This is a genomic window from Sporolactobacillus putidus, assembly GCF_014647035.1.
GTDB lineage: Bacteria > Bacillota > Bacilli > Bacillales > Sporolactobacillaceae > Sporolactobacillus > Sporolactobacillus putidus.
This window is the reverse complement of the sequence record NZ_BMOK01000008.1, coordinates 51,739-74,284: the sequence shown is the minus strand read 5'-3', so window position 1 is coordinate 74,284 and position 22,546 is coordinate 51,739. Positions and strand designations below refer to the sequence as shown.

The following is a 22,546-nucleotide window of genomic DNA, read 5'->3' as shown; positions in this document are numbered from 1 at the left end:
ATAAAGTTTATAATAATTAGAAAACAAGGGGGAATCAATATGACAAAACGTTTAATAACAGCTGATGATCTGACTCAATTTACTTTCACGGGTTCGCCCGAACTATCCCCTGACGGGAAATGTGCTGTGTATGTCGTAACAAAGGTTAACAAAGAAAAAAATGGTTATTATTCCTCACTCTATCTTGCTGATGGTTTATCAGAACCGAGACGGCTGACTTTTGATTACATGAGTGATAAACTGGTCAAAAATCATAAACCAAGTTTCTCGAAAGATGGAAGATCCGTTTATTTTCTTTCCGACCGTAGCGGAAAGAGCCAGGTTTGGCGGCTTTCTCTGGACGGCGGCGACTCGCAGGTTCTGACAGATTTCAGTGAAGATGTCACGGATTATCTCCTGTCTCCCGATGAATCTGTGCTCGTCTGCCAGAGCTCAATCAAAGATGAAAGAGAAATTGAAAACGACGATGTCACGGTCGTCAGAAGGCTTCGTTATCTGGCAAACGGGAAGGGCATTATCTCATCAACTGAAGCGTTATTCCTCTTTAATCTTCAAAGTCATGAAAAAAGACTGCTGACGGATAAAACACGGAACGTCTGCAATCCGGCCTTTTCTCCCGATGGGAAAAAATTCTATTTCTGTCAGACCAAAGCGGAACCGGATAAGACAGACTATCTTTATGACATTTACATCTTTGATTTTGAGACCAATAAAACCACTCTTTTCTATAAAGCGAAGGGGAATATTTACGATCTCCAGGTCTCACCTGATGGACATTGGGTTGCTTTTGCAGGAAACGAAGATGGAGAATGCAGTCCGGAGAATATCGGAATCCGGCTTCTTCAGAAAATGGGCGACGTGGCTGAGAATCTGACTGAACATGAACGGCGCTCGCTGGGTAATTATGTGGGTACCGATGTCCGTTTTGATGAAGGGCGACCCGTTTTTGTTTGGAGTGAGGACGGACAGTCGCTTACCTATCTGGTTCAGGACGGCCCTGCTGCCGGCTTGAAGAGAATCGGCCTTAACGGCAATATCTCCACTTTATATTTCAAAGAAAAAGAAGTCATCACCTCATTTGATTCGAAAAACGGGGCGATCGTTGCTGTCATTTCCAGTGCCTTTTCTACCGGTGATCTTTACTTTATCAATAGTGATGGAACCGTAAAACAGGCAAGCGATCATAACCGCCGGTTTTTTGACGGACTGGACCTTTCGGAGCCAGTCCCATTTACATATAAAGCGGCAGACGATCTGGATCTGGACGGATGGGTCATGTTTCCGCCTGATTCAGCTCAAACAGAGAAAAAGATACCGGTGGTTCTGGAAATCCACGGCGGTCCGGCATCTGCGTACGGTTATTCGTTTGAACATGAATTCCAGTGTCTTGCCGCAGAAGGCTATGCGGTTGTCTTTACGAACCCGCGTGGCAGCCGGGGATATGGTGCTGAATTCTGCGCCGGCTGCTACGATGATTGGGGACGAAAGGACAAAGACGATATTCTTCGTGGCCTCGACTATGTGCTGGATCATTTTCCGACCTGCGATCGGTCGCGCCAATTTGTGACCGGTGGAAGTTATGGCGGGTTCATGACAAACACGATTGTGGGGACGACGCACCGATTTACTGCAGCCGTCACGCAGCGATCCATTTGTAATCTCTACAGCTTTTTCGGAACAAGCGATATCAGCTATTATTTTTTGAGGCGATACTTTAACGGTGCAGATCTTTGGACGGATGAAGAAAAAGTGATGAGCTTCTCCCCGATTCGAAAAGCTCCAAATGTGACAACTCCTATCTGCATTATTCATAGTGAAGAAGATTACCGGTGCCCGATCGAACAGGCTGAACAGTGGTACGTCGCTCTCCGCCGGCTCGGAGTAGAGACGCGTTTTGTTCGTATTAAAGGAGAGAACCACGAATTGTCAAGAAGCGGACGTCCGAAAAACCGCCTGAGTCGCCTTCATGAGATCATTAACTGGTTTAATAAACATAATACAGGAAACTTGTCTGCTGATCAGCCGGATACCAAAGCTGAAGTCTGAATCATCTGATCGGTCATCATTAACGAAAGAAACTCAACCGTCTTTTCTTGGACGGAAAAAGTATAGTCTGACAAGAAAAACTGGAGAGAAAGATATTCCTTTTCTCTCCAGTTTTTCTTTTTAAGACACTTACCAATATGAAGTTGTCGGCAGTCCCTAACCTGAGAAAAACATTTTCGTCAGGGGGCCTCACAGAAATGACTTTACTGTGCACTGATTTCGACTAGGTTACTGGAAATGATTTTAACCCAATTTAATGTTATTATCTTCTGTTACTGTCGTTTCATCCGTTTCGTCTGAGGCATCGTCAAAAATGGCTTTGGGTAAGCAAGTATAGGTCCCCCAGTAGTAGGAAACAAGTGAAATGAGCGTAACAGCTATAAAATCCCACGGTTGCTGCAGCAGCCCATTTCCGCCGAAAATACCAAAGTAAGAGACGATCATGATCGCAGCATAATAAAAGATGAGCCACAAGGAAGATTTGACCTGTTGCATCATTGAAACTTTATCCGTTGGGGCTACTTTTTTAAATAACAGATAAATTGCAAACATCACAATTTGTGAACCGAGCAGCCAGGATATGGTTCCCCAGCCTGACCAATAGACGATCAGTGAAGCAATAATGAATGACACCGGGCCGATAACTGACATGCCTTTTAAGTAAAACGGGCGCGGCAAATCAGGTGCATTTCTTCTGAAAGCTGCAGCAGATACCGGTGCGATTGCATAACTCAGAATCAGCGCCGCTGAAACGATACCGACTAATGCTTCCCACGAGGGAAAGGGCAGTGTCCAAAAAATAGAGAGGACAAAGGAAAGCCATAGAGCCGGACGGGGTACACCGGATTTTTTATCTATTTTCGAAAAGATCTTGAACAGCGTGCCGCTTTTCGCCCATCCATAAACCACACGGGATGACGCTGACATAAAGATATTTCCTGTGCCCGTTGGGGAAATGATGGCATCGGAGATTATAAATAAAGTAAGCCAGGCAAAGCCGAGACTCAGCGCGATATCCCTGAACGGAAGACTGAACTTGTTGGAAATTCCAGCCCATCCGGAAGACAGCAAGTTTGTCGGGATTCCTCCTATAAAAGCTACCTGCAGAAAAAGATAGATGATCGTAGCCAGAACTGCGGAAAGAATAAGTGCAATCGGTATGGTTTTCTGAGGATTCCTGACTTCGCTTGCTACAGAGACAATGGGTGTTAAACCAAGGTAGGCGAAGATAATGCCTCCTACGGAGATAGCCGACTGGATTCCGGAAAGCCCAAAGGGTGCAAATCCTCCGACTGTGAAATTATTAAACTTTATTTGTGACAATAAAACAATGATCGTAAGTAATGGAACAATGAATTTAAAGAGTGTAATAATGGTGTTGGATCTTGCAAAGATTTTGACACTCCAGTAATTTAAGGAGAAGAAAAAAGCGAGCAAGACAAATTGAAACAACCATCCGGCAACAGTTGGGAGAGTGGATCCTTTTTGAGTAAGGAAAGGGATCCATGACGCTGCATATTGGCGGGCTGCTTCAACTTCAATCGCAACAAGGCTTGAATTAGCGATTAACGTGATAAATCCGATAAGATAACCCATAATAGGCCCATGAGAATACACAGGAAAGCGAACAACGGCACCGGCCCTTGGCAAAGAAGCACCAAGTTCTGAAAAAATCAATCCTAATAACAGAATGGCAAAACCGCCTACAATCCAGGATATAATGCCTGCAGGTCCTGCGATTGAAGCGACATGGCTGGAAGCGAACAGCCATCCTGAACCGAACATCGAACCAAATCCAATAAAAGTAAGGTCGGACAATGAGAGTTGCCGTTTAAATTTTCCTTGATTGAACACTTTATCACCTCTACATATTTTCACATAAAACTAAGATCACGGAAAGAGGACTATGTATGACATCTTAAAATGTGCTGATAAGAATTATGCGATTCTCAGGAGCGACTGACCATGGTAAATATAGGGCAGGAAAAAGGCGATGAACGGATAGACATGAACAGGGTTTCGGCAACGGCTGTTTTGATGTACAAAGTGACATCTTCCTCTCAATAAATATTAATATTTTATCAGATAATAGGATTGGCGTTCGTTTCTTTCATAATAGTCATTCAATAGTCATAAATCAATTCTAATACACAAAATAGTATGACTTTTTAAATGAATAAGTACAATCAAGTGATTGTACTTATTCTTTACTTAAATAGCTTTTGAGTCGAAGCTGATTTGGAACCCGCGTCAACCCGCGAGCTAAGTTTTAATCGACGTTGCCATCAACAGACGGATTGAATAGGGACAGTCATTCAAATTAGGGTTAGCCTTGATAATTCATTTCTTTTTTTGTTGCTGCTGCGGCAGAGTCTTTTAAGATTTGATAGGCCTTATCGCAGTCTTCTTTTGTCGCGATCAGCGGCGGTATTAATCGGATAATGCGATCCGCGATAAGTGTTACGAGCATTTTCCGTTCAAAACAGCCATGCTTGACGGCAAGGCCAATTGGCGAATCAAATTCGACGCCGATCATCAGACCCTTGCCCCTGACCTCCTTCACATGGGGAATGGTCTTAAGTTTTTCAACGAAATAAGTGCCTACTCTTTTTGCGTTTCCGGCAAGATCCCGATCGAGCAATTCACTGACTTCGGCATACGCAGCCGCACAGCATACCGGATTGCCGCCAAATGTTGTTCCATGCGACCCCATGGTGAATGCCCTGGAAACTTCTTCTGTGGCACAGATTGCGGAAATCGGCATGCCGCCGCCCAGTGCTTTGGCCATGGAAACGATATCCGGTTTTATGCCGTATTCCATATAGGCCATGATGTTTCCGCTGCGGCACCATCCGCACTGTACTTCATCCAAAAGAAGCAGGAGCCCTTTTTCTTTGCACAAATCAACAATTCCCTGCATGAATGCTGGAGTGGCGGGATTTACTCCGCCCTCACCCTGTATCGGTTCCAGCATGATAGCAATCGTATCGTCGGTGACCTTTGCCCGAAAATCCTCGATGTTATTGAACTCTGCATAACTGAAACCGGGTACCAGCGGCTTAAAACCGATCTGACAGGCGTTATCCGGCTGACCGGTAGCGGACATCGCCCCATAGGTTCTGCCGTGAAAGCTTCCTTTCGCAGTGATAATATGATACTTGTTCGGTCCGTACTTTTCCACACCGTACTTTCGGGCCATTTTGATCATGGCTTCGTTAGCTTCTGTTCCTGTGCTCTGGAAAAAAATTTTATCCATCTGCAGTGTTTGACAGATCAATTCGGCGAGCAGCGCTTGAGGTATGGTATAGGGATAATTGAACGTATGCATAATGTCGCCGACCTGATCGCGTACAGCTTCTACGACTTTTTCATTGCAGTTTCCTGCACTGTTGACGGCGATACCTCCATAAAAATCAAGATACCCGGCACCGTTCTCATCATAAAGATACATTCCCTTCGCACTTTGCGCGACAAAATCATAACGTTCGTACGTTTCGATCATATATTTTTTGGTCAGAGCCTTGATTTCTTCTGCCGTTTTATGAACATCTGTCAGTTTCATAGCGCTGCTTTCCTTCTTTCATTATAGATTTATCTTAAACTTCTCATTCAAGAGATAAGCCGAATAGCGTCTCTCAAACATTGTGTCTGTATTCATAAGGCAATGTCTTCATTTGGCCGAAGGTTGTCATTTCCTCAACCTGATTCAGCGTGTCTTTTAATATGGCTGTCTGCATCGCGATATTATTCGGTTCCCCGGCGTTGGAGCCGATAGGTACATGCGGCGCGGTAATGCGGGGGGCGCCTTGCTGTTTGGCAATCGGCGGCAGGGCGGCAATGATGATCGTGGAAATTCCAACAGCTTCAACAGCGCGTTCCACAATCGTCGCTGATCGATGGCAGGTTCCGCAGCCGCCTGTAAACACTGCAATATCGACGCCTTCTCTTTTTAAAATCCGGGCAATTTCAGGACCTGTTTCTTCCTTGAATTTTTGTACGTTGCCGCCGCCGCCCATAAAGCCGATCAGAACAGGTGCAACCTTGCCGATAAATCCTTCCTTTTCTATTTCGTGGAGCCGGTCAATCGGGAACATCGAATTAATGTCCTTGTTGACATCGCTGTTATCAAATCCGCCATGGCTGACCATCAGTTCAGAAGAAGGCGTATCCGACGGGATTTCCCGGAATGAATAATCCCCCGAGAGATTGAACCTTTTCTGTGATTTCAGGTGCACGCCGCCCGCGGTACAGAAGGCGACGGTGCACTGGTTTAATGGTTTGGTTAATTCAGTCCATACCGGAGGCGGTGTAATCGGAACATAAATTTCAGATTTTAGGCCTTTTACGGTTGTTAATGGCATAGTGTTTGACCCCTTTCTTTTGGAGAATGTAAAAAATAGGTAAAGTATCGTTTCTGAACAGCCAAAGCTTTCACTTTCCTGTAGGTTATTCTCTTAAACAACCTGGATATAACTGAGATAAACCCGGATCTCTTGGCCGACTTGTAGCGATTTGTCCGTGATCACCGATCTTAAAGGGACTTGAATGATGCCCATGCGCCCCTTTAAAGTCACTTTGACGCCGAGATCGGTGACTTCGAGAATTTTACCGGGCAGCAGTTTCGGAGTCAGTTCGCAATCCATGAGGCACCACATCCTTTTCCCAAGGCTTTTTACTGAATGAATTGCTGGTTAGCATCAATGACATCTTGCGACCAGTTGCGGTTTGCCGGTTCAATGGGAACACCGGCCATTTTTGTTTTTAACATGAGCAGTGCGCGTTTGGCGTCGGACGGGCAAAGGGTGCTGTCGGCAAGAATTTCGTTTTCGAAGCCGTCCTTATCCTTATTCAGTTCGATCATGGCGTCCATATATTTGTTGCCGACGACAAGCTGCCCCTGATATGCACAATAAGAAGCTCCGACGACCTTGATTCCCCGGCGGCCAATCTGTTCAATGTTTTCGGCAAAATCGATATGGTTATTTCCAAAGCCTTCAGTCGTGACAATGGCTCCTTCGACGTCAAGGGCTTCAGCCAGTGCGCCGAGACGGGCGGATACATAGGATTTTTCATCATTGACCTGCGGGCTGCCGATGAATATAACACCGACCAAATTGATTTCATTGTCTTCAGCCATTAAATTAACGAGCGGTTCACGGAAGTAATGGCGCGTAACCTCCTTGGTGGCCGGTCCGATACAGGTCAGCGCATGGATGCCGCCGTCGCGGACTTCGTTCGGCGACAGTACGACCGGAACGTTTCCCAGGTCGACGTTGCGCCTCCCGCCTTTAACACCTGCGGGTTCAGTAGGGAGAATCACATTATCGTGCATGGCGCCCTGCCCCATTATTTCTTTAACCAGGACAACACGGGGCTTGCCGGTTTTCTTATAGTCGTGGTATACGTCCTCTTTGACGCAGGCTTCCGCCGGGGCTTTCTTCAGCGCCTCACGGATTTCCTGAATGATGTAGTCGCAGGCCTTGTGTGCCGCGAAAGGACCGCGGCGTTCCATTCCGGTATTTTCCTGAACCGTCACATGGATACGGATCATGATATCGTCAGGATCAGGGCTGCCTGGCCGTCCGAAACGGATTTTTTCATCGAGATAGCCTTCGCAGGATCCAAATTCATGAACCTGGACGCCTAGTTCATCAACGCCGGTTAAAATGACGACCGCACCGCGCATGACGTGGGTGGTCCCTTCGCCAAGGATGCCTTCTGTTTTTGTCGCGATCGGAATGACGTCCATAATGGTGTTGGAGTAGACGTGCCTCTGATCAGGAGGAATAATGTCCAGCTCTGCATCTTTCACGAGGGGATCGGCCTTCAAAGATTCCGTGCACAAACCTTCGCGAATGGTCAGCACTTTATCCTGAAAAGACGTTTCCGCTCCGATACGAACTTCCTGAACGTCAAATTCTCTTTGCGTCAATGTTCGGATGATTTGATCTTCCGGTTCCAGCTTTGGAGCTGATGGAATGGTAAAGGGCAGGACGGAAGGATCAAAGCCAGCGGGAATTTCAATTTGTCCTTTCAATTCATTGATGCTGAAGCGGATGACGGAATTATTCAGACCTGAAGCAGCGGCTGCAGATAGGGAAGTAGTGATTTTGCCAGATTCTTCAGTTTTCTTTTCCGCGAAATGACTGACCAATTTCGGGGTGAGCGGTGTCATAGCATCGGCGTCCTGGTCTAGAGTAGAACCCAGTACCTGACCGATTGTCAGCGAATCTTCCGAAAGCTTCAGTAAGCCGGATTCTTCCAGGTCAGGGAAAATAGCAGGGTCTTCCAAATCAGACGCGGAAATAACGGTGCCTTTCTGTCTCAAACAACAGAGAACGGCAGGATCATTGTAATGCTGCTCGGCGGTTTCAACAGTAATGGACATTTGCATTCTCCTTTATTAATGAAATAAATAGAATAAATGCGTCAATTTGACGGCTGCTTTTGCAGCTTTCGGATCAGGTGAAGATCCATGGCACGCATCGCACTGTCGGTGACGTGGTGCACAGGCATGTGCAGTTTCGGGGCAAGCGACATCACGGTGTTGCTGCAGTCGCTGCAGTTGCCGATTAATAGAGCACGTGCCCCGGCTTTTCTCAGGCGCAGCACTCGGTCGGCCTGACCGGGACAGACGCCCGGATTCCGGCATTTCAGACCGCCGCGGGCCCAAACTGCATGCTTGCATCGTTCAATGCCGGCGATGTTCGCGTCCATTTTTTTAGCGATCTCGCGCATACGGTCCTCACTCGCGCTGCAGGCGCAGACTAATAATCCAAGCGGCGACCTTTCCTGGAGAAAAGGCATCGTGACGATGATGCCGCCTGTTGTTTTGGTGATAACATCATCAGGTGTCACACTGCGGCCCATAAAAGGTCCGTCCATGATGATTTCCCCATAGTCTCCGTCAATGCCGCCGGCCTCTGCGATTAAATCGCCTACTCGGGTGCCGATCGGTACATCCATCAGTGTGAGTGCCTTCGGTCCGCCATGAAGTTTTCCGGCGACGGTAAGATTTTTTGAAATGACCGGGCGGCCGAGTTCGACGGCTTGCGTGACGCGGGAAAGGGTTTCCGAATTGATGACAATCGTCCTCGCGGTGATTGCCCGTTCTTCGGGAGGGACGAGGATGTCAAGAATATCGCGGATCAGCGCACGTTCCTCTCCCGCCGGGTACAGGTCCTGCACTGGGAAAACTGAGACGTGGGCGTTATCGATCACATTTTTTAAAAGCGAAATAGCTTTGTGGTGTCTGCTTTTAATAGCGATCACTCCGCGCATGGCATGAACAGCTTCCATAGCATAAAGCAGACCGCGATAAATTTCTTCAGGATCGGCTTCAATCTGAGCAACATTGTGATTCAGAATGGGCTCGCATTCTGCAGCGTTCGCAATAACGGTTCCGCCGGCAATCTCCTGACTCAGTTTAATTCCGGTGGGAAAACCGGCGCCGCCCATTCCGACAATCCCTGCCGCGTGGATTCGTTCTCTGAAGTCTCCGTCAGGCAGTTGTTCAAAAGAATCGCTGTCCGGTTTTTTCCCTCGAATGACGATAAACTCTCGGGTTACTCGAGTGACTGTCCCGGAAACACTGGCATGTAAATCCGGACCTCGGCCGTCCGCTAACGCGATACGGGCGCCTCTTCTGACTTGATCCCCCTCCTTAACGCAGGGAACATCCGGTTTGCCAATGTGTTGTTTCAAAAGAAGTTTATAATCGCTGCTCAATGATACCCCTCCTTTCATGCCCCTCAGCGAGAGTAAATCCATATTCAAACGGATCCTCATCATCAAACAGGAATTTGTTCTCACCGGTTATATAAGCGCGTCCGGTGATTTCTGGAATCACAGCCGGATAGTCTCCCACATGGGCATACTTCAAAGCCCTGCCGATAAATTTTGTGCCCATTATGCTTTCCGAGATAAAAAGCTCACCCGGCAACAATTCTTTTCTGGCGCAAAGTGCGGCAATTTTGGCACTGGTTCCGGTTCCGCAGGGGGACCGATCTACCTGGTTGTCGCCAAATACGACGACGTTTCGCATTGCATCAGGTTTATTCTGGTAGAATTCCACAAGATCCACCGAGTGAATGTCGGGAAGAAGCGGGTGCTTTATTCGGACTTGTTCGTTAACAGCTTTACGAATGGCAGCGCCCGCTTCCGTAAAACGATTCAGATAGTTTGGATGAAGCGGAATACCGATGTTCCGAACGTTGACGAGAGCAAAAAAGTTGCCGCCAAAAGCGATATCCAGTTGAATCTCTCCTATTTCGAGGATATGGATGTTCAGATCTTTGCGATACAGAAAAGAAGGAACATTGACGATGCTCGTTTCTTTTGCTCGGCCTTGATTCACTTTTACCTTGGTATGAATCAATCCGGCCGGCGTTTCAAGTGTCACCTCTGTATACGGTTCGGTAACCGGCACGAACCCGCGGGCAACAGCTGCGGTGGCAACACCGATTGAGCCGTGACCGCACATGTTCAGATAGCCGCCGCTGTCCATGAAAACAACGCCCAGATCGGCTTCACTGCGGGTCGGGTTCATAATGATGGCACCAAACATATTCTTATGCCCACGCGGCTCGTCAATAATGGCGCGACGGAGATGGTCGTAATTTCTTTGCAGATTTAATTTCTTTTCCATCATTGAAGCACCGTCCACTTCAGGAAAGCCGTCCACGATTATTCGGGTCGGCTCACCTAATGTGTGAGTATCAATCGCAAATAAGTTTTTGCAATTTGGCATCCGGCAGCCTCCTTTCTTAACTGTAGTTTTTATCAATGGAGAACTGAGAAAGTATGGTTGCTTTTAATTAAGCAAGAAATGTGCCAAAGCTTTTTCTTGATAAATAGGCCGAATTGTATAAAAAATAGGAAAATTAATGTTTCAATTCTTAAACATGTTCAGAAAAATTGTCATATTAACTATACATAATATGTGATGAAAATGGCATTTAATCGATTTGTCACCATCTATATGTCAGATTATCTTTCGATAGGACTCTTAAAGACTGGTTCTTCAGTTCAGTCCCTTGCTATTATAAAGGGGCAACTGCTATGCCGTTGACAGATGCTTCGCCAGTCCGATCGAATTTAGAAAGCTGAACCAAATTAGGAGAAAGTCGAACCGAAATCATGAAAAGTAAAACCGAATCCGGTCAAAGTCGAACCGAAAATGAGAAGTCGAACCGAAACGCGAAAAAGTCGAACCGAAATCATGAAAAGTAAAACCGAATCCGGTAAGAGTCGAACCGAAAATGAGAAGTCGAACCGAAACGCGAAAAAGTCGAGCCGAAATCATGAAAAGTAAAACCGAATCCGGCCAAAGTCGAACCGAAAATGAGAAATTGAACCAAGTTGCGTCAACATGACAAAAAGGTTCATCCATTTCATATTTTGTCAGTTCATACCCATCGATTTTATGTACAGTACATCTTTACTACGCAACATCTATTCATACTCAACTCTTCCTTAAAGAATTTTTTTAGGACACTACATTAACGGTAGTGTCAAAATCCTATGAAAACGACGCATCGAGGAGGTCCGATTCTACAGTGAGGTGGTGATGTGCCGCAATGCTCTTGACAAACGGAATGGGAGTCGGAATATGAAAGGCTGTATGCGGAAATGGATTGGAGAGAAAACATAAAAAGGCCCAAGGCAGCCTGTGTGATCAGGTTCTTTGCACCGTGCGTCTTACATCATTAAAAAGATGATTATGAGATGCCTAACTGATGCATTTTATTATAAAGCGTTGTTCTGGATATTCCCAATAATTCCGCGGCTTTATTTTTGTTTTCATTGGTTTGTTCCAAAGCCTGTTTGATCGTTTTTTGCTGACATTCTCTGATCGCATCATCCAGGGAAACAGCCGGTTGAGCCTGATCAGTCATTTTTTGTAAAAGCGTGTTCGTTTTCTTGGGATTTCTTTCTGATTCCTGAAGCGCGGCAGGCAGGTCGCCGACGTTCAGGTGGCCGTTTTTTGAAAAAACGATGAGACGTTCAATCACGTTCCGCAATTCGCGGACATTGCCCGGCCAGTGATAATCAATCAATGCCATCATGATCTCTTTTGGGATCCCCTGGCAGGAGCGATTGTATTTCTCGGCAAATTCATAAAGAAATTGATGACTCAGCTCAATCGTGTCCTCAATTCTTTCTCTCAACGGGGGGATCGTTATGGTTATGATATTCAGCCGGTAATAGAGGTCCTCGCGAAACTTTCCCTGACTGACAAGCTCTTTCAGATTCTTATTGGTCGCGGCGATGATGGAACAGTTGACCGTTTTAAGCTTTGTTCCGCCCACTGAATAAAAGGTACCTTCCTGAAGAACTCTTAAAAGCTTGACCTGCATTTCCAGGGGGAGCTCGGCAATTTCATCCAAAAAAAGGGTTCCGCCATTTGCCAATTCAAATTTTCCCTTATTTCCATGAGGATTGGCACCCGAAAAAGCGCCTTTTTCATATCCAAATAGCTCGCTTTCAAAAAGCGCGGCAGGAATTGCGCCGCAGTTAATCGGGACAAACGGCGCAGATCCAGAAGTCCGCATCTCATAAATAGCCTTGGCAAATAGTTCTTTTCCGACGCCGGATTCACCGAGCAGAAGGACTTTCGCCTGAGTTGCTCCGATTTGTCTGACTTTGTCCATGGTATTTTGTATGGCGCGGCTTGATCCTTTAATAAAACGAAAAGGATCAGCAGAGTGATCCATAAGAGAAACCCGTTGTTGTAAGTGTTGAATGGTTTCTTTCGCGTTGTTTAATTTCTGATTCAGATGGGCCTGGAAAGTCACATCTTTTTCACAAGATACGGCTCCGATAATTTCACCGTTGACGACTACGGGGTTTGAATTGATCAATACTAAAAGGTCTTCCCTTGGCTGATGCTCTTTATGGTAGAACCCTTTCCCTGTGTTAAGGGTTCTAAGATTGTCCAGTCTGCTTTCCGGAAAAAAATCGGTCATCGGTTTTCCTAGGATGTCTTCTTTTTTTATTGAATATAATCTTTCCGCTCCACTTGTCCAAACCACAGTATTCATTTGTTGATCGATAACCGAAATGGTACTGTCCGTCGTCTCAAGGATCGTATCGTCGTAGGCTTTTAAATAGGTATAAGCTTGCAAGATACGAGGAATCAGTTCATTCGATTTAATATAGCCGGTTACAACTTTATCTTTAACAACTAAATAATCATATTGCCCCGATTTTTTCTCTATGACATCCCAAGAATCATCTGAATGAATAAACGCAGCATTGTTGATCGTCATTTCGTCTAAAGGAATATGATATTTATTGACAATCGCATAGGACCCGGCAGAAAGTGCAATAAGCTGCAGCGGCTTTTGAACAACAACAAGGTTAATAGAATCATCAAATGACAGCATATTCCATTGTTTTTCACTAGTCACTACAAAGTCTGTGTGGAGCAACTCCTTAAGATCAGGTAAAAGATGCTTCATTTGTGATCCTCCTTCTGCACATTCCGCCGGCAGCAAGATTGCTTTACACAAATTTAAACACATTATATCTTTATTGTCTAATTATTCGGAAACGGATCTATTATCTGTTTTTAAAAACGATAAAGTCGATTTTTTAAGCATGCAACTTTTATCAATGAATCTGAAAGGTTACAGTTTCCTGTGCTTGCATTTCTTAATGAGTGGATGGTGCAGTCAAATATAAGCTTCCCTGAGGCTTATAAAGAGTTTATGAATAACCATAATGTTTCAAAGATGGAACTTAGAAAATTGATCAAGAAACGCCCGTTTAATAAAAATAATGTTGATGTCGGAATTATATTTTACATGGCTGAAAAACACGCCACACCGGATAAAAAAATCGTAGAGGAAATAATCGCTCAATTTAAAAACTTAAATGAAGTGGCTCCCGGAAGTTACGGGATTTTTATTGAAAGCAATGATATCTTAAAACGTACGGGCGCAGCGAAAAGTGATGCAGGAACAACACCAGGTAAAAATGAGATTATTAAGAAATTGGGGAAATGAGGTGATTGAATGACAACCATTAACATTAAGATCTCAAAGACACCCGATCAGGATTTGGTTCAATTAAGTGGATATACCATTTATCAATATCCGTTAAAAGTAAGATTTCCAGGATTACACGTCAACAATCATATCTATAAAATACGTGATACAACTTATGGCGTAATGCCATCCGGTCTCGACGCGATGACTGTGCAGGACCTCCAGACCGGCAACATCTCCATCATCTACGCAGGCACCGACCCGACACAACCGGCCGACATCAGCACCGACGTAAGCCTCGTGCTCAGCAGCGGGACATCGCAGCAGTAACTCACCGAAGAAGCAAAATTAGTAAAAAGGACCTTGTTAGGCATATTGTGGGCATTTCACTTTTCACTGAGCATGCAAAAGACCGATCTGACGCATCTTTTAGTTGAACAAAAAATGATCGTTTATAAATCTACCGTAAACGCATACATAATAAGTGGGTCTATGTTCCAATTTAAAGACCATCTGTATTGGATTAACATAACACTGGAAGGAACTTGTGAAGAAAAATCGAATTTTCATATTGGAAGAATCGGCAAGGGGCGTGACAAATGGATTGGAAACGAGCAAGAACCATATTCACTGTCTGCGCATTGAGCGCAAGTTTTGTGTTGGGAGGCTGCGGATTGACAACGAATGGTACGAAACAGGCACAAAGCGAAAACGTTTCTCCGTACATACCTGTTCAAGATTACGTTGGTCAGGGCTATTCTTTACCGAACGGTGAGAAGACAGGAGAGTTTGCAAAGACGCATCGAAAGGAAATCATCGACCAGGTCAATAAATTTTTCAAAGATAAATATGATCTCGAGGTCACGACGCACAATTTAGTTGGCGCAACCAACGCGGTCGTCGCTTTTGTTGAGTCGAAAGGGGAGCCGCACTTCCATACATCGGTTATTGTCGGTGTCGATCTGGCTAATCAAAAGGTGACCGGAAACGTTTGGGCGAATGAAGGGGCTGTCGAAGGCGCTATTACAAGTGGTTTGTACGAGATGGCCTATGAAGAAGAGTTTAGGAATCTGGATCGTTTTGCGGAAGCTGTTGTGAAAAAGTATCCGGTAATCGGTATGCCTCAACAAATGATTAACCATACAGTAAATGTTGGTTACGCGGCACCTTATTACAGCCTGAGCACATCCGAATTGAATTTTCCGGAAGCTTATAAAGCTTTCATGAATAATCACAATATTTCAAAACAGGAACTAAGAACATTGATTCAAAAACAGCCATTTGATAAAAACGGAATAGATATATCATTGACATTTTTTATGAAGGAGAAACATGCTTCATCTAATCAGAAGATAGCAAACGAAGTAATCGTAGAATTTAAGAAGTTAAAAAAGATTGCCCCAGGTAATTACGGAGTATTCATCCAAAGCAATGACATCATAAAACGAACGGGTACTGAAAAAAATTATAAGGGAACTATACCAGATAAAACCGACATAATCAAAATACCTGGAAATTGAGGCGATCAAGTTGATAAATGTCACCCGGACTCCGGATAAAGATTTGGTTCAATTGAGTGGTTACTCTATCTATCAAGCTCCTGGAAAGAAAGGAAGATTGCAAATTAACGATCATTTATATAGAGTAGATGATACCACTTACAATCAGTTTAAGTCTGGCCTTGATGCCATGACTATTAGAGATCTCCAGACTGACAACATCTCCATCATCTACGCAGGTCATCAGCCTTCCTTTGACAGAGAAAATTCTCGAAACGGTATCCGTCGGGCTGGGCCGGATCACAACGCCGTTAATCCAGATCCCTGCCTCGATGGCCGATCTCGCCCTGAAAACGGAGGATCTGATCGCGCATCTGATCAATCTCCGGGTGAAGGCTATTCCCCTGCTTTTTCACGGATTGAATCAGCATTTTTTTGATGGGATTGTCGACGAATTAAAGGCCCATGACCGCTGACGGGCAATCATACACCGGTAGAAATTATAGCAACACGGAATGATTTTATTGATGGGCCGGCAAAAAGACCGGATCTGAAGGACATCGTTTTCAGCGGAGGCGGCATCCGAGAAAATTCAAAGTTTATTTTATATGCAGGAACGAGTGATACTGAGGCACAGAAAATCGTGCTGAACGATCCTTTCGAAAAATATGACGATTAGAGGCGTTGATCATGGTCACAGTTAAACGGTATTTAGAAAATCCTTTAATTACTCCGGAAGAGGTTAAACCTTACCATGACGGTTTTGAGGTTATCGGAGCATTTAATGCAGGGGTAGCTCAATACGAGGATGAAATTATGCTGCTCCTGAGAATAGCCGAACGTCCGTTAAGCGGTGATCCGTTGCAGGTTCCGTCTCCGTATTACAATATTCAACAGAAGTGTGTTCAGGTGCATTTTTATGACCGCCGTGATCCTGCTTTTAATTTTAAAGACAGCCGGGTAATCAAGCGATCCGATCAGCCGGACAGTTTCTGTGGGCTGACATCATTGTCCTATTTTCGCCTGGCAAGAAGCAGGGATGGTCACCATTTTTCTATCGACGACAAGCCGTTTATTTATCCATCCAACCGTTACCAGACATTCGGAGTTGAGGATTCGCGGATCACACAGATTGGCGACACTTACTATATCTATTTCAGCGCGGTTTCCGAGGTTGGCATCGGCGTAAATATGGTATCAACAAAGGACTTTAAAACTTTTCAGGATCACGGACTGATTTTCTCACCAGAGAATAAGGATGTTGTGATTTTTCCGGAAAAGATTAATGGGTGCTATTATGCCTTGCACCGCCCGTCTCTGAAAAGTGTCGGCACACCGGATATCTGGATTGCTGAGTCCGACAATCTGGATTACTGGGGCAATCACCGCCATCTTCTTGGTGTGAGAAAAGGCCGCTGGGATGGGGGACGAATTGGCAGTGGAGCGGTACCAATCAAGACTCAGGATGGCTGGCTGGAAATCTATCACGGTATGTCAGCGGACAGTCGCTACTGCCTGGGCGGACTTTTGCTTGATCTGAACGATCCGTCAAAGATTCTGGCGCGTTCCGATAAACCCATACTGGAACCGGAAGCGGAATATGAAAAGAAAGGTTTCTTCGGAGAAGTCGTCTTTACATGCGGTGGCATCGTTCAAGGACAGATTTTAAAGCTGTATTATGGAGTATCGGATCGCTCAATGGCCTGTGCCGAACTGGATATAGATGAAATCCTTTCTGAGCTGAAAAACAGTGTAGCGAAGGCTTGAATACTGACAAAACAATTTAGTGATATTTAATGTAAAAACTACCGCCAGTCATAGTCATACGGCCGACAGTAGTTTTTATTGGTAGGCCCGTTATGGGCGACAGGTAAGCGGTGAAAGTACGACTGATCTTAACGAAAATGTCCATAGCCCCGCACACATTTTTGGCCCCCCCTTACGCGACTTAAACAGGAAGAACATTTTTCTTACCCTTTTCATTAGAGTGGGATGGACTTTTCATCCATACTACTCTAGGATGAATATGTTCTGTCAGCAAATCAAAAAACCCGGAAGACGGAGTGCCTTTCCGGGTTTTCCTCAATGAAAGAAGTCATGATTTTTTCTGCAATTGCATCAAGCCTTCAGCGCGTTAAACAGTTCGCCTTTCGTTTTCGCCTGATGGAGCGCGCGGACAACGGACTGGTCCATGAGTTTCTGAGCGATGTCGGACAAATAGTGCATGTGGCTGACGTTTCCTTTTTCAGGGATTAGGAAGACAATGGCAATGGATACCGGATTGCCGTCGAGTGTTTTCCAATCGCTGATCTGTCTGTTCACCTTGACCACAAACATCGCTGACTGCCGTACGGCCTGGGACTGGGCATGGGGGATGGCGAAACCGCCTTCCATGCCCGTCGAACTCTGAGACTCACGTTTGTTGAACGCGTCGATTAAAGCGGCTTTATCGGAAATATATCCGTCTTCATAAGCTTTTTCCGCAATGAATCGGAACAGCTCCTGTTTTGATTGAATTTCATCATTTTCGACATAGATATTGCCGCTGTTCAAAAGTGAACCGGATTGCTCGGCCATGCTCAATTGCTCTCTGTCCGGCTGGTTGAATGAGTTGGCGGTCGAAATCACTTTGTTTGAGCGATTCGCTCTCCGGGAAGTTCTTTTTTGATCCCATGCGATCAGGTATCCGGCAACGAGCGCACCGGCGACAATGTCAGCGACCCAGAGAAACGGATTGGAGACAATCGGCAGAATGATAAAACCTCCGTGCGGTGCAGGAACCTGAATCTTCATATAATACGTCAGAATGGCGGCGATCGATGAACCGACCATCAGGAACGGAATGACGGTCAGCGGCCGTTTAGCCGCAAAAGGAATGGCACCTTCCGTGATATGCGTCGAGCCTAAAAGGAAATTGACATAACCCGCATTGCGTTCTTCGGTTGAGTAATATTTCTTGGCAAACAGAACCGCGAAACCGGTGGCAAGCGGCGGAGCGATGCAGGCGGCGGATACTCCGGCCATGAAATAATAGTTGCCCTGAGCAAGCAGTGCCGTGCCGGTCAGATAGGCAGCCTTATTTACCGGCCCGCCCATATCAAAAGCACACATCATACCAATGACCAGTCCAAGGATGAAAGGACTTGAATTCTGCAACCCGGCGACAAAATGCATCATGCCTGTGTTGATGGCCGACATCGGCGATGAAAGGAAAAATGTGACTAACCCTGCGGCAAATGTTCCGATCACAGGCAAGAGGAAAATGGCTTTCAAACCGTCAAGCTGCTTTGGCAGACTCTTCATCAGATAGTCGAGCAGAACAATGACATAACCTGATAAGAACCCGCTTACAATTCCGCCAAGAAAACCTGTTCCATTCGTAAAAGCGATCATACCCGTGATAAAACCGACGATCAGCCCCGGACGCTTTCCAATGGCCTGGGCGATGTAGGCAGAAAGAATAGGTACCATTAAGCCCATCGCCGTTTTTCCGATCATGTTCAACTGATAGGCAAAGGGATTATACTGCGGATTTCCCGGTTCCGCCGAATGAATGCCGAACATGAAAGAAACGGCCAGAAGAACACCGCCGGCGACGACGATCGGGATCATGTGGGACACACCATTCATTAAATAAACATAAATTTTATGAAGATAGGAGTCTTCACTTTCATTTTTAATCGAATTAGAGTTTGAAGATCTCTGTTTTCCCTCTTTGAAAGGTGCGAGATCATCATTAAGAATTTTATCGATCAGATCATCCGGGTCTTTAATCCCTTTCGATACGGACACCTTGATGACACGTTTGCCAATGAAGCGGTCTTCGTCAACATCTTTATCCGCTGCAATGATTACACCGTAGGCTTCGTCGATCTCCTGTTCGGTCAGTGCGTTTTCAACGCCGACTTGTCCGTGGGTTTCAACCTTGATGCTGATTCCTTTCTTTTTTGCCGCGTCTTCGAGCGCTTTCTTGGCCATAAACGTATGAGCAATGCCCGTTGGACAGCCGGTTGCCGCAATAATCTTTTTTGTCATTGTTCTTAGACCTCGCTTTCAATTTTGTTTTCTACATGAATCTGCTGAAGCAAGCCTGGGACATCCCGCAGATCACTGAGTCCGGAAGTAAAGGCTGTTGAAGACGCAGCCGCGGTCGCGTAGGCCAGGGAGTTGGCCAATGACCGTCCCTTAATCTGGGAACCGATAAAAGTTGCCAGCAACGTATCGCCGGAACATGCCGTGTTCACCACATTCCCTTTTGGTGCGTTGGCAAACAAAACCTGATCCTGATCCATGTACATGGCGCCCTGCGCTCCTCGCGAGACAATGATGTGCTGCGCCCCCATATGGAGCAATTTCCGCGCGCCGTCGATGATATTCTTTTGGGTATCAAAAGTTTTGATATCCGTATCAAGGAAAGCCGCCAGCTCTTCATCACTCGGTTTGATCAGCGCGGGCTGGTATGGCAGGCAGTTCAGAAGGGCCCTTGAACTGACATCCAGTATCAGTGAAAAACCGATCTCTTTTGAAAGGCGGGCGATGGCAACCAATATGCTGTCGTCAACATTTCTCGGGAGACTGCCCGAGACAAAAAGGGTGTCTGTCGAATGAAACTGTTTGATGAACTCCAGCAGTCTGCGCTGGTCCTCTTTACTGATAACCGGTCCGCGGTTAACAGCTTTGTATTCCTTTTCCTTTACCCTGATAAACGTATTGATTCTTGTGATTCCGTCAATATAAATGAATGCGGTGCCGATCTTCTGATTTTTTAATGCCGACTCGATAAACTCTCCGGTAAAACCACCAAGGAATCCTGTCGCGGTGCTGTCAATATTCATTTTTTTCAGCATCAGCGAAATATTGATCGCCTTCCCGTTTGGCTGATAATCCTCAAAATAACTGCGGTTGACAATAAAAGGTTTGAATTCATCAAATTCTGCAAACAAATCAATTGCTGGGTTCATGGTGCACGTGTAAATCATTTTTAATCCTCCTTTCTTTCCCTCTGTCTTTCTCTCTATGTGTTTAGTATCTCATATCCTGTACGAAAAGATTTTCGAATCATGGTATAATTATTGTAAGGCTTTACATAGTTGGATTCGAGGTGTGGTCTTTGGAGTCTTCTTTTCTGACCCGAATAAAAGAAAACGAACATTTGCTGAGCAATAGTGAAAGCTATTTGGTTGACTACATTAAAGACCATCTTGACCATATTTCGCAATTGTCTATCGTTCAATTGAGCCTGGAGGCCAGCGTTTCAACGGCCACGATTGTGCGGGCGATGCAGAAGCTGGGTTATGGCGGATTTACCTCGTTTAAAATCCGGCTTAAGGATGAAAACGCGGAAAACAGTAAATTTTCCAATGTTGAAATAGCGGATCATAAAATCAAAGAAGCTATTTTCAAGAATGAAAGGGAAGTTACCCAGACGATAAAAATGCTGGACAGCGGAACCATCGAGGATGCCGTACAGAAGATTTTTTACGCCGATAAACTTATGCTTTTTGCCAGGGGACTTTCCGAACTGATCGCCAAAGAAATGACGATCAAGTTTCAGCTTCTGGGCAAGTACAGTGAGATGCATAATGATCCGAACATCATTCGCACAATCAGCAATCGGATCGGCGCCCAAAGTTTAGTCATCTTCATTTCGTTAAACGGAAATACAGAAGAATTGGTTCAGGCAGCCAAAAATTGTAAGGCAAACGGAGTCAGCACGATGACACTGACAACCAATCGGCAGAGTCCGCTGTCTGATTTGTCAGAGATTAATTTTGTGGGCTATAAATCAAAAATATCTTATTTTCCTGATTATGAAGTCCGTTCCCGCCTTCCCATTCAAGTGATCGCGCGTATCCTGCTTGATGCTTATGCCATCAGGACACAAGAGAAGGATACGATGTGAACGGCCGCCTTGGCAGTTAGTCCTGATCGCGTATATGAAAAACGGACAAGTATGATGACAACGATAGATTCAAGAAAAATTAAGGGGTATGAGTCCTGCACAATACAGGATTCATACCCCTTAGGAATGCGCACAAACCAACGTTTTTCGGGTCAGCGCGAAAGGAATATCGATAAAAAACCTATTGATATAAAAGGTGGAAAACAGTTAATTTTTACTATTGAAAATACCATGATTAATCATGGGCAAGACTGTTCACATTTACGGTTCAGGCGGGGAAAATCGTCAACAGCGTTCTGACTGATTCCAAAGTGCAAATTGTGGCTGCGGGAAGTCTGTAAACTGAGGCTGTGATCAGACTGCGGGCTGCGGTCAGGGCATTCGCAGTTAAAAGAGGGTAATCGTCAATGTCTTTGCAGCAGCGATTCTCTTAAAGGTTCCAGCTTCTTTCGCAATGTTTTTTTCCAGGAGCGGACGGTATGTTCCGAAACCCGCGCGGCTTCGGCAATCTGCTTTGTATCCCAGTCTTTGAAAAGGGCGAGATGCAGATATTGGCGCTCACGGGGGCTGAGTATAGAGAAGAAATCATCGACGAGGGCATGCAGCTGTTTTTCAGCCGATACTGAGGAATAGTCGGGGAATTCAACGGTTCCGTCACTTATACCGTGTGCTTCACGGCGTGTCTGTTTGCTCACCTTTCTGAGCCTGTCCGACAGCCTTCCGCACATCGTTGCTGTCGCAAAGGCGATAAAAACATTTTCAGGAGTCTTGCCGCGATCCACTTTGGCGGGATCAAATAAACAGTTGGCTTCCCAAAAGGCGATACGCGCGATCTGCATGAGGTCGTCCCAGTCCGCCGCGCCCCGAAGATGCCGGGCGTAGGCGGTGGCGTAACGGTGGACCGTACTGACAATCTTCGGCTCGTACTTTTTGAGCAGCCTTTCAAAAGTCAGTTCGGGTGGTTCGCCGGGTCTTGCGAAAAAATGGGTGAAGGGCATAGTGGAGGTCTCCTCTCGGAAATGAAGGTGGTTTTGAAACAGAAGAAGTGAGGCGAAGTGTGTCAAGGTCGTTCGTCGGTGAAAACGACGAGGCAATGCTGAACGGCCTTT

The 22,546-nt window shown here is 45.6% G+C and carries 19 protein-coding genes; 8 read left to right on the top strand and 11 right to left on the bottom strand.

All coding sequences use genetic code 11. From position 1 onward, the window contains the following. Positions 1–39 precede the first annotated feature (39 nt). A complete protein-coding gene (locus IEX81_RS10535; RefSeq protein ID WP_188803083.1) occupies positions 40–2,046 on the top strand; it encodes a S9 family peptidase in 2,007 nt (668 codons plus the stop codon). Positions 2,047–2,289: 243 nt separating this feature from the next. Here the strand turns inward: IEX81_RS10535 and IEX81_RS10530 are convergent, their stop codons facing one another. The 8 genes from IEX81_RS10530 to IEX81_RS10495 form a co-directional block, all read right to left on the bottom strand. Continuing rightward, positions 2,290–3,900 (bottom strand): APC family permease, encoded by a 1,611-nt coding sequence (locus IEX81_RS10530; RefSeq protein ID WP_188803082.1) that lies wholly within the window; start codon positions 3,898–3,900, stop codon positions 2,290–2,292. A 472-nt stretch (positions 3,901–4,372) separates the two neighbouring features. Next, positions 4,373–5,608, bottom strand: a complete 1,236-nt coding sequence (locus IEX81_RS10525; RefSeq protein WP_188803081.1) for an aspartate aminotransferase family protein — start codon at positions 5,606–5,608, stop codon at positions 4,373–4,375. A gap of 73 nt (positions 5,609–5,681) precedes the next feature. Next, the gene (gene prdB / locus IEX81_RS10520; RefSeq protein WP_188803080.1) at positions 5,682–6,407 is read right to left on the bottom strand and encodes a D-proline reductase (dithiol) protein PrdB; all 726 of its coding nucleotides are present in this window, start codon (positions 6,405–6,407) and stop codon (positions 5,682–5,684) included. 93 nt (positions 6,408–6,500) lie between these two features. Beyond that, positions 6,501–6,689: a CBO2463/CBO2479 domain-containing protein gene (locus tag IEX81_RS10515; protein WP_188803079.1), complete on the bottom strand. Its 189-nt coding sequence runs from the start codon at positions 6,687–6,689 to the stop codon at positions 6,501–6,503. A 29-nt stretch (positions 6,690–6,718) separates the two neighbouring features. Next, a complete protein-coding gene (prdA, locus tag IEX81_RS10510) occupies positions 6,719–8,434 on the bottom strand; it encodes a D-proline reductase (dithiol) proprotein PrdA (protein ID WP_188803078.1) in 1,716 nt (571 codons plus the stop codon). Positions 8,435–8,475: 41 nt separating this feature from the next. Further along, the gene (gene prdC, locus IEX81_RS10505; protein WP_188803077.1) at positions 8,476–9,774 is read right to left on the bottom strand and encodes a proline reductase-associated electron transfer protein PrdC; all 1,299 of its coding nucleotides are present in this window, start codon (positions 9,772–9,774) and stop codon (positions 8,476–8,478) included. Continuing rightward, positions 9,758–10,795 (bottom strand): proline racemase family protein, encoded by a 1,038-nt coding sequence (locus IEX81_RS10500; protein ID WP_188803076.1) that lies wholly within the window; start codon positions 10,793–10,795, stop codon positions 9,758–9,760. The genes prdC and IEX81_RS10500 overlap by 17 nt, the downstream gene beginning before the upstream one ends. Positions 10,796–11,765: 970 nt before the next feature. Beyond that, positions 11,766–13,508, bottom strand: a complete 1,743-nt coding sequence (locus IEX81_RS10495) for a sigma-54 interaction domain-containing protein (RefSeq protein WP_188803074.1) — start codon at positions 13,506–13,508, stop codon at positions 11,766–11,768. 180 nt (positions 13,509–13,688) lie between these two features. Here IEX81_RS10495 and IEX81_RS10490 point away from each other — a divergent pair, with 180 nt between their 5' ends. The 6 genes from IEX81_RS10490 (at position 13,689) to IEX81_RS10465 (ending at position 17,302) form a co-directional block, all read left to right on the top strand. Beyond that, positions 13,689–14,054 carry a DUF1672 family protein gene (locus IEX81_RS10490; RefSeq protein ID WP_188803072.1) on the top strand — a complete coding sequence of 122 codons (366 nt, stop codon included), beginning with the start codon at positions 13,689–13,691 and terminating at the stop codon, positions 14,052–14,054. 9 nt (positions 14,055–14,063) lie between these two features. Next, complete coding sequence (locus IEX81_RS10485) at positions 14,064–14,366, top strand: hypothetical protein (RefSeq protein ID WP_188803070.1); 303 nt, start codon at positions 14,064–14,066, stop codon at positions 14,364–14,366. A gap of 269 nt (positions 14,367–14,635) precedes the next feature. After that, positions 14,636–15,556, top strand: coding sequence for a DUF1672 family protein (locus IEX81_RS10480; RefSeq protein WP_188803068.1), 921 nt, complete (start codon positions 14,636–14,638; stop codon positions 15,554–15,556). Positions 15,557–15,789: 233 nt separating this feature from the next. Continuing rightward, positions 15,790–16,011 carry a hypothetical protein gene (locus IEX81_RS10475; RefSeq protein WP_188803066.1) on the top strand — a complete coding sequence of 74 codons (222 nt, stop codon included), beginning with the start codon at positions 15,790–15,792 and terminating at the stop codon, positions 16,009–16,011. Continuing rightward, a complete protein-coding gene (locus IEX81_RS10470; protein ID WP_268239349.1) occupies positions 16,008–16,214 on the top strand; it encodes a DUF1861 family protein in 207 nt (68 codons plus the stop codon). Before IEX81_RS10475 ends, IEX81_RS10470 begins: the two co-directional genes overlap by 4 nt. Positions 16,215–16,225: 11 nt before the next feature. Next, positions 16,226–17,302, top strand: a complete 1,077-nt coding sequence (locus IEX81_RS10465; protein WP_188803064.1) for a BtaManbiosPhlase — start codon at positions 16,226–16,228, stop codon at positions 17,300–17,302. Positions 17,303–17,653: 351 nt separating this feature from the next. Here the strand turns inward: IEX81_RS10465 and IEX81_RS10460 are convergent, their stop codons facing one another. Together IEX81_RS10460 and pfkB are read right to left on the bottom strand one after the other, a co-directional pair. After that, entirely contained in the window at positions 17,654–19,570 is a 1,917-nt protein-coding gene (locus tag IEX81_RS10460) for a fructose-specific PTS transporter subunit EIIC (protein ID WP_188803062.1), read from the bottom strand. 5 nt (positions 19,571–19,575) lie between these two features. After that, the gene (pfkB, locus tag IEX81_RS10455) at positions 19,576–20,514 is read right to left on the bottom strand and encodes a 1-phosphofructokinase (protein ID WP_188803060.1); all 939 of its coding nucleotides are present in this window, start codon (positions 20,512–20,514) and stop codon (positions 19,576–19,578) included. A gap of 131 nt (positions 20,515–20,645) precedes the next feature. On the opposite strand from pfkB, the gene IEX81_RS10450 reads away from it, so the two are divergent. Further along, on the top strand, positions 20,646–21,437 hold the full coding sequence (locus tag IEX81_RS10450; protein WP_229727563.1) for a MurR/RpiR family transcriptional regulator: 792 nt from the start codon (positions 20,646–20,648) through the stop codon (positions 21,435–21,437). A gap of 404 nt (positions 21,438–21,841) precedes the next feature. On the opposite strand, the gene IEX81_RS10445 is transcribed toward IEX81_RS10450, so the two are convergent. Continuing rightward, positions 21,842–22,435 carry a sigma-70 family RNA polymerase sigma factor gene (locus tag IEX81_RS10445; protein ID WP_188803058.1) on the bottom strand — a complete coding sequence of 198 codons (594 nt, stop codon included), beginning with the start codon at positions 22,433–22,435 and terminating at the stop codon, positions 21,842–21,844. Between the last annotated feature and the right edge of the window lie 111 nt (positions 22,436–22,546).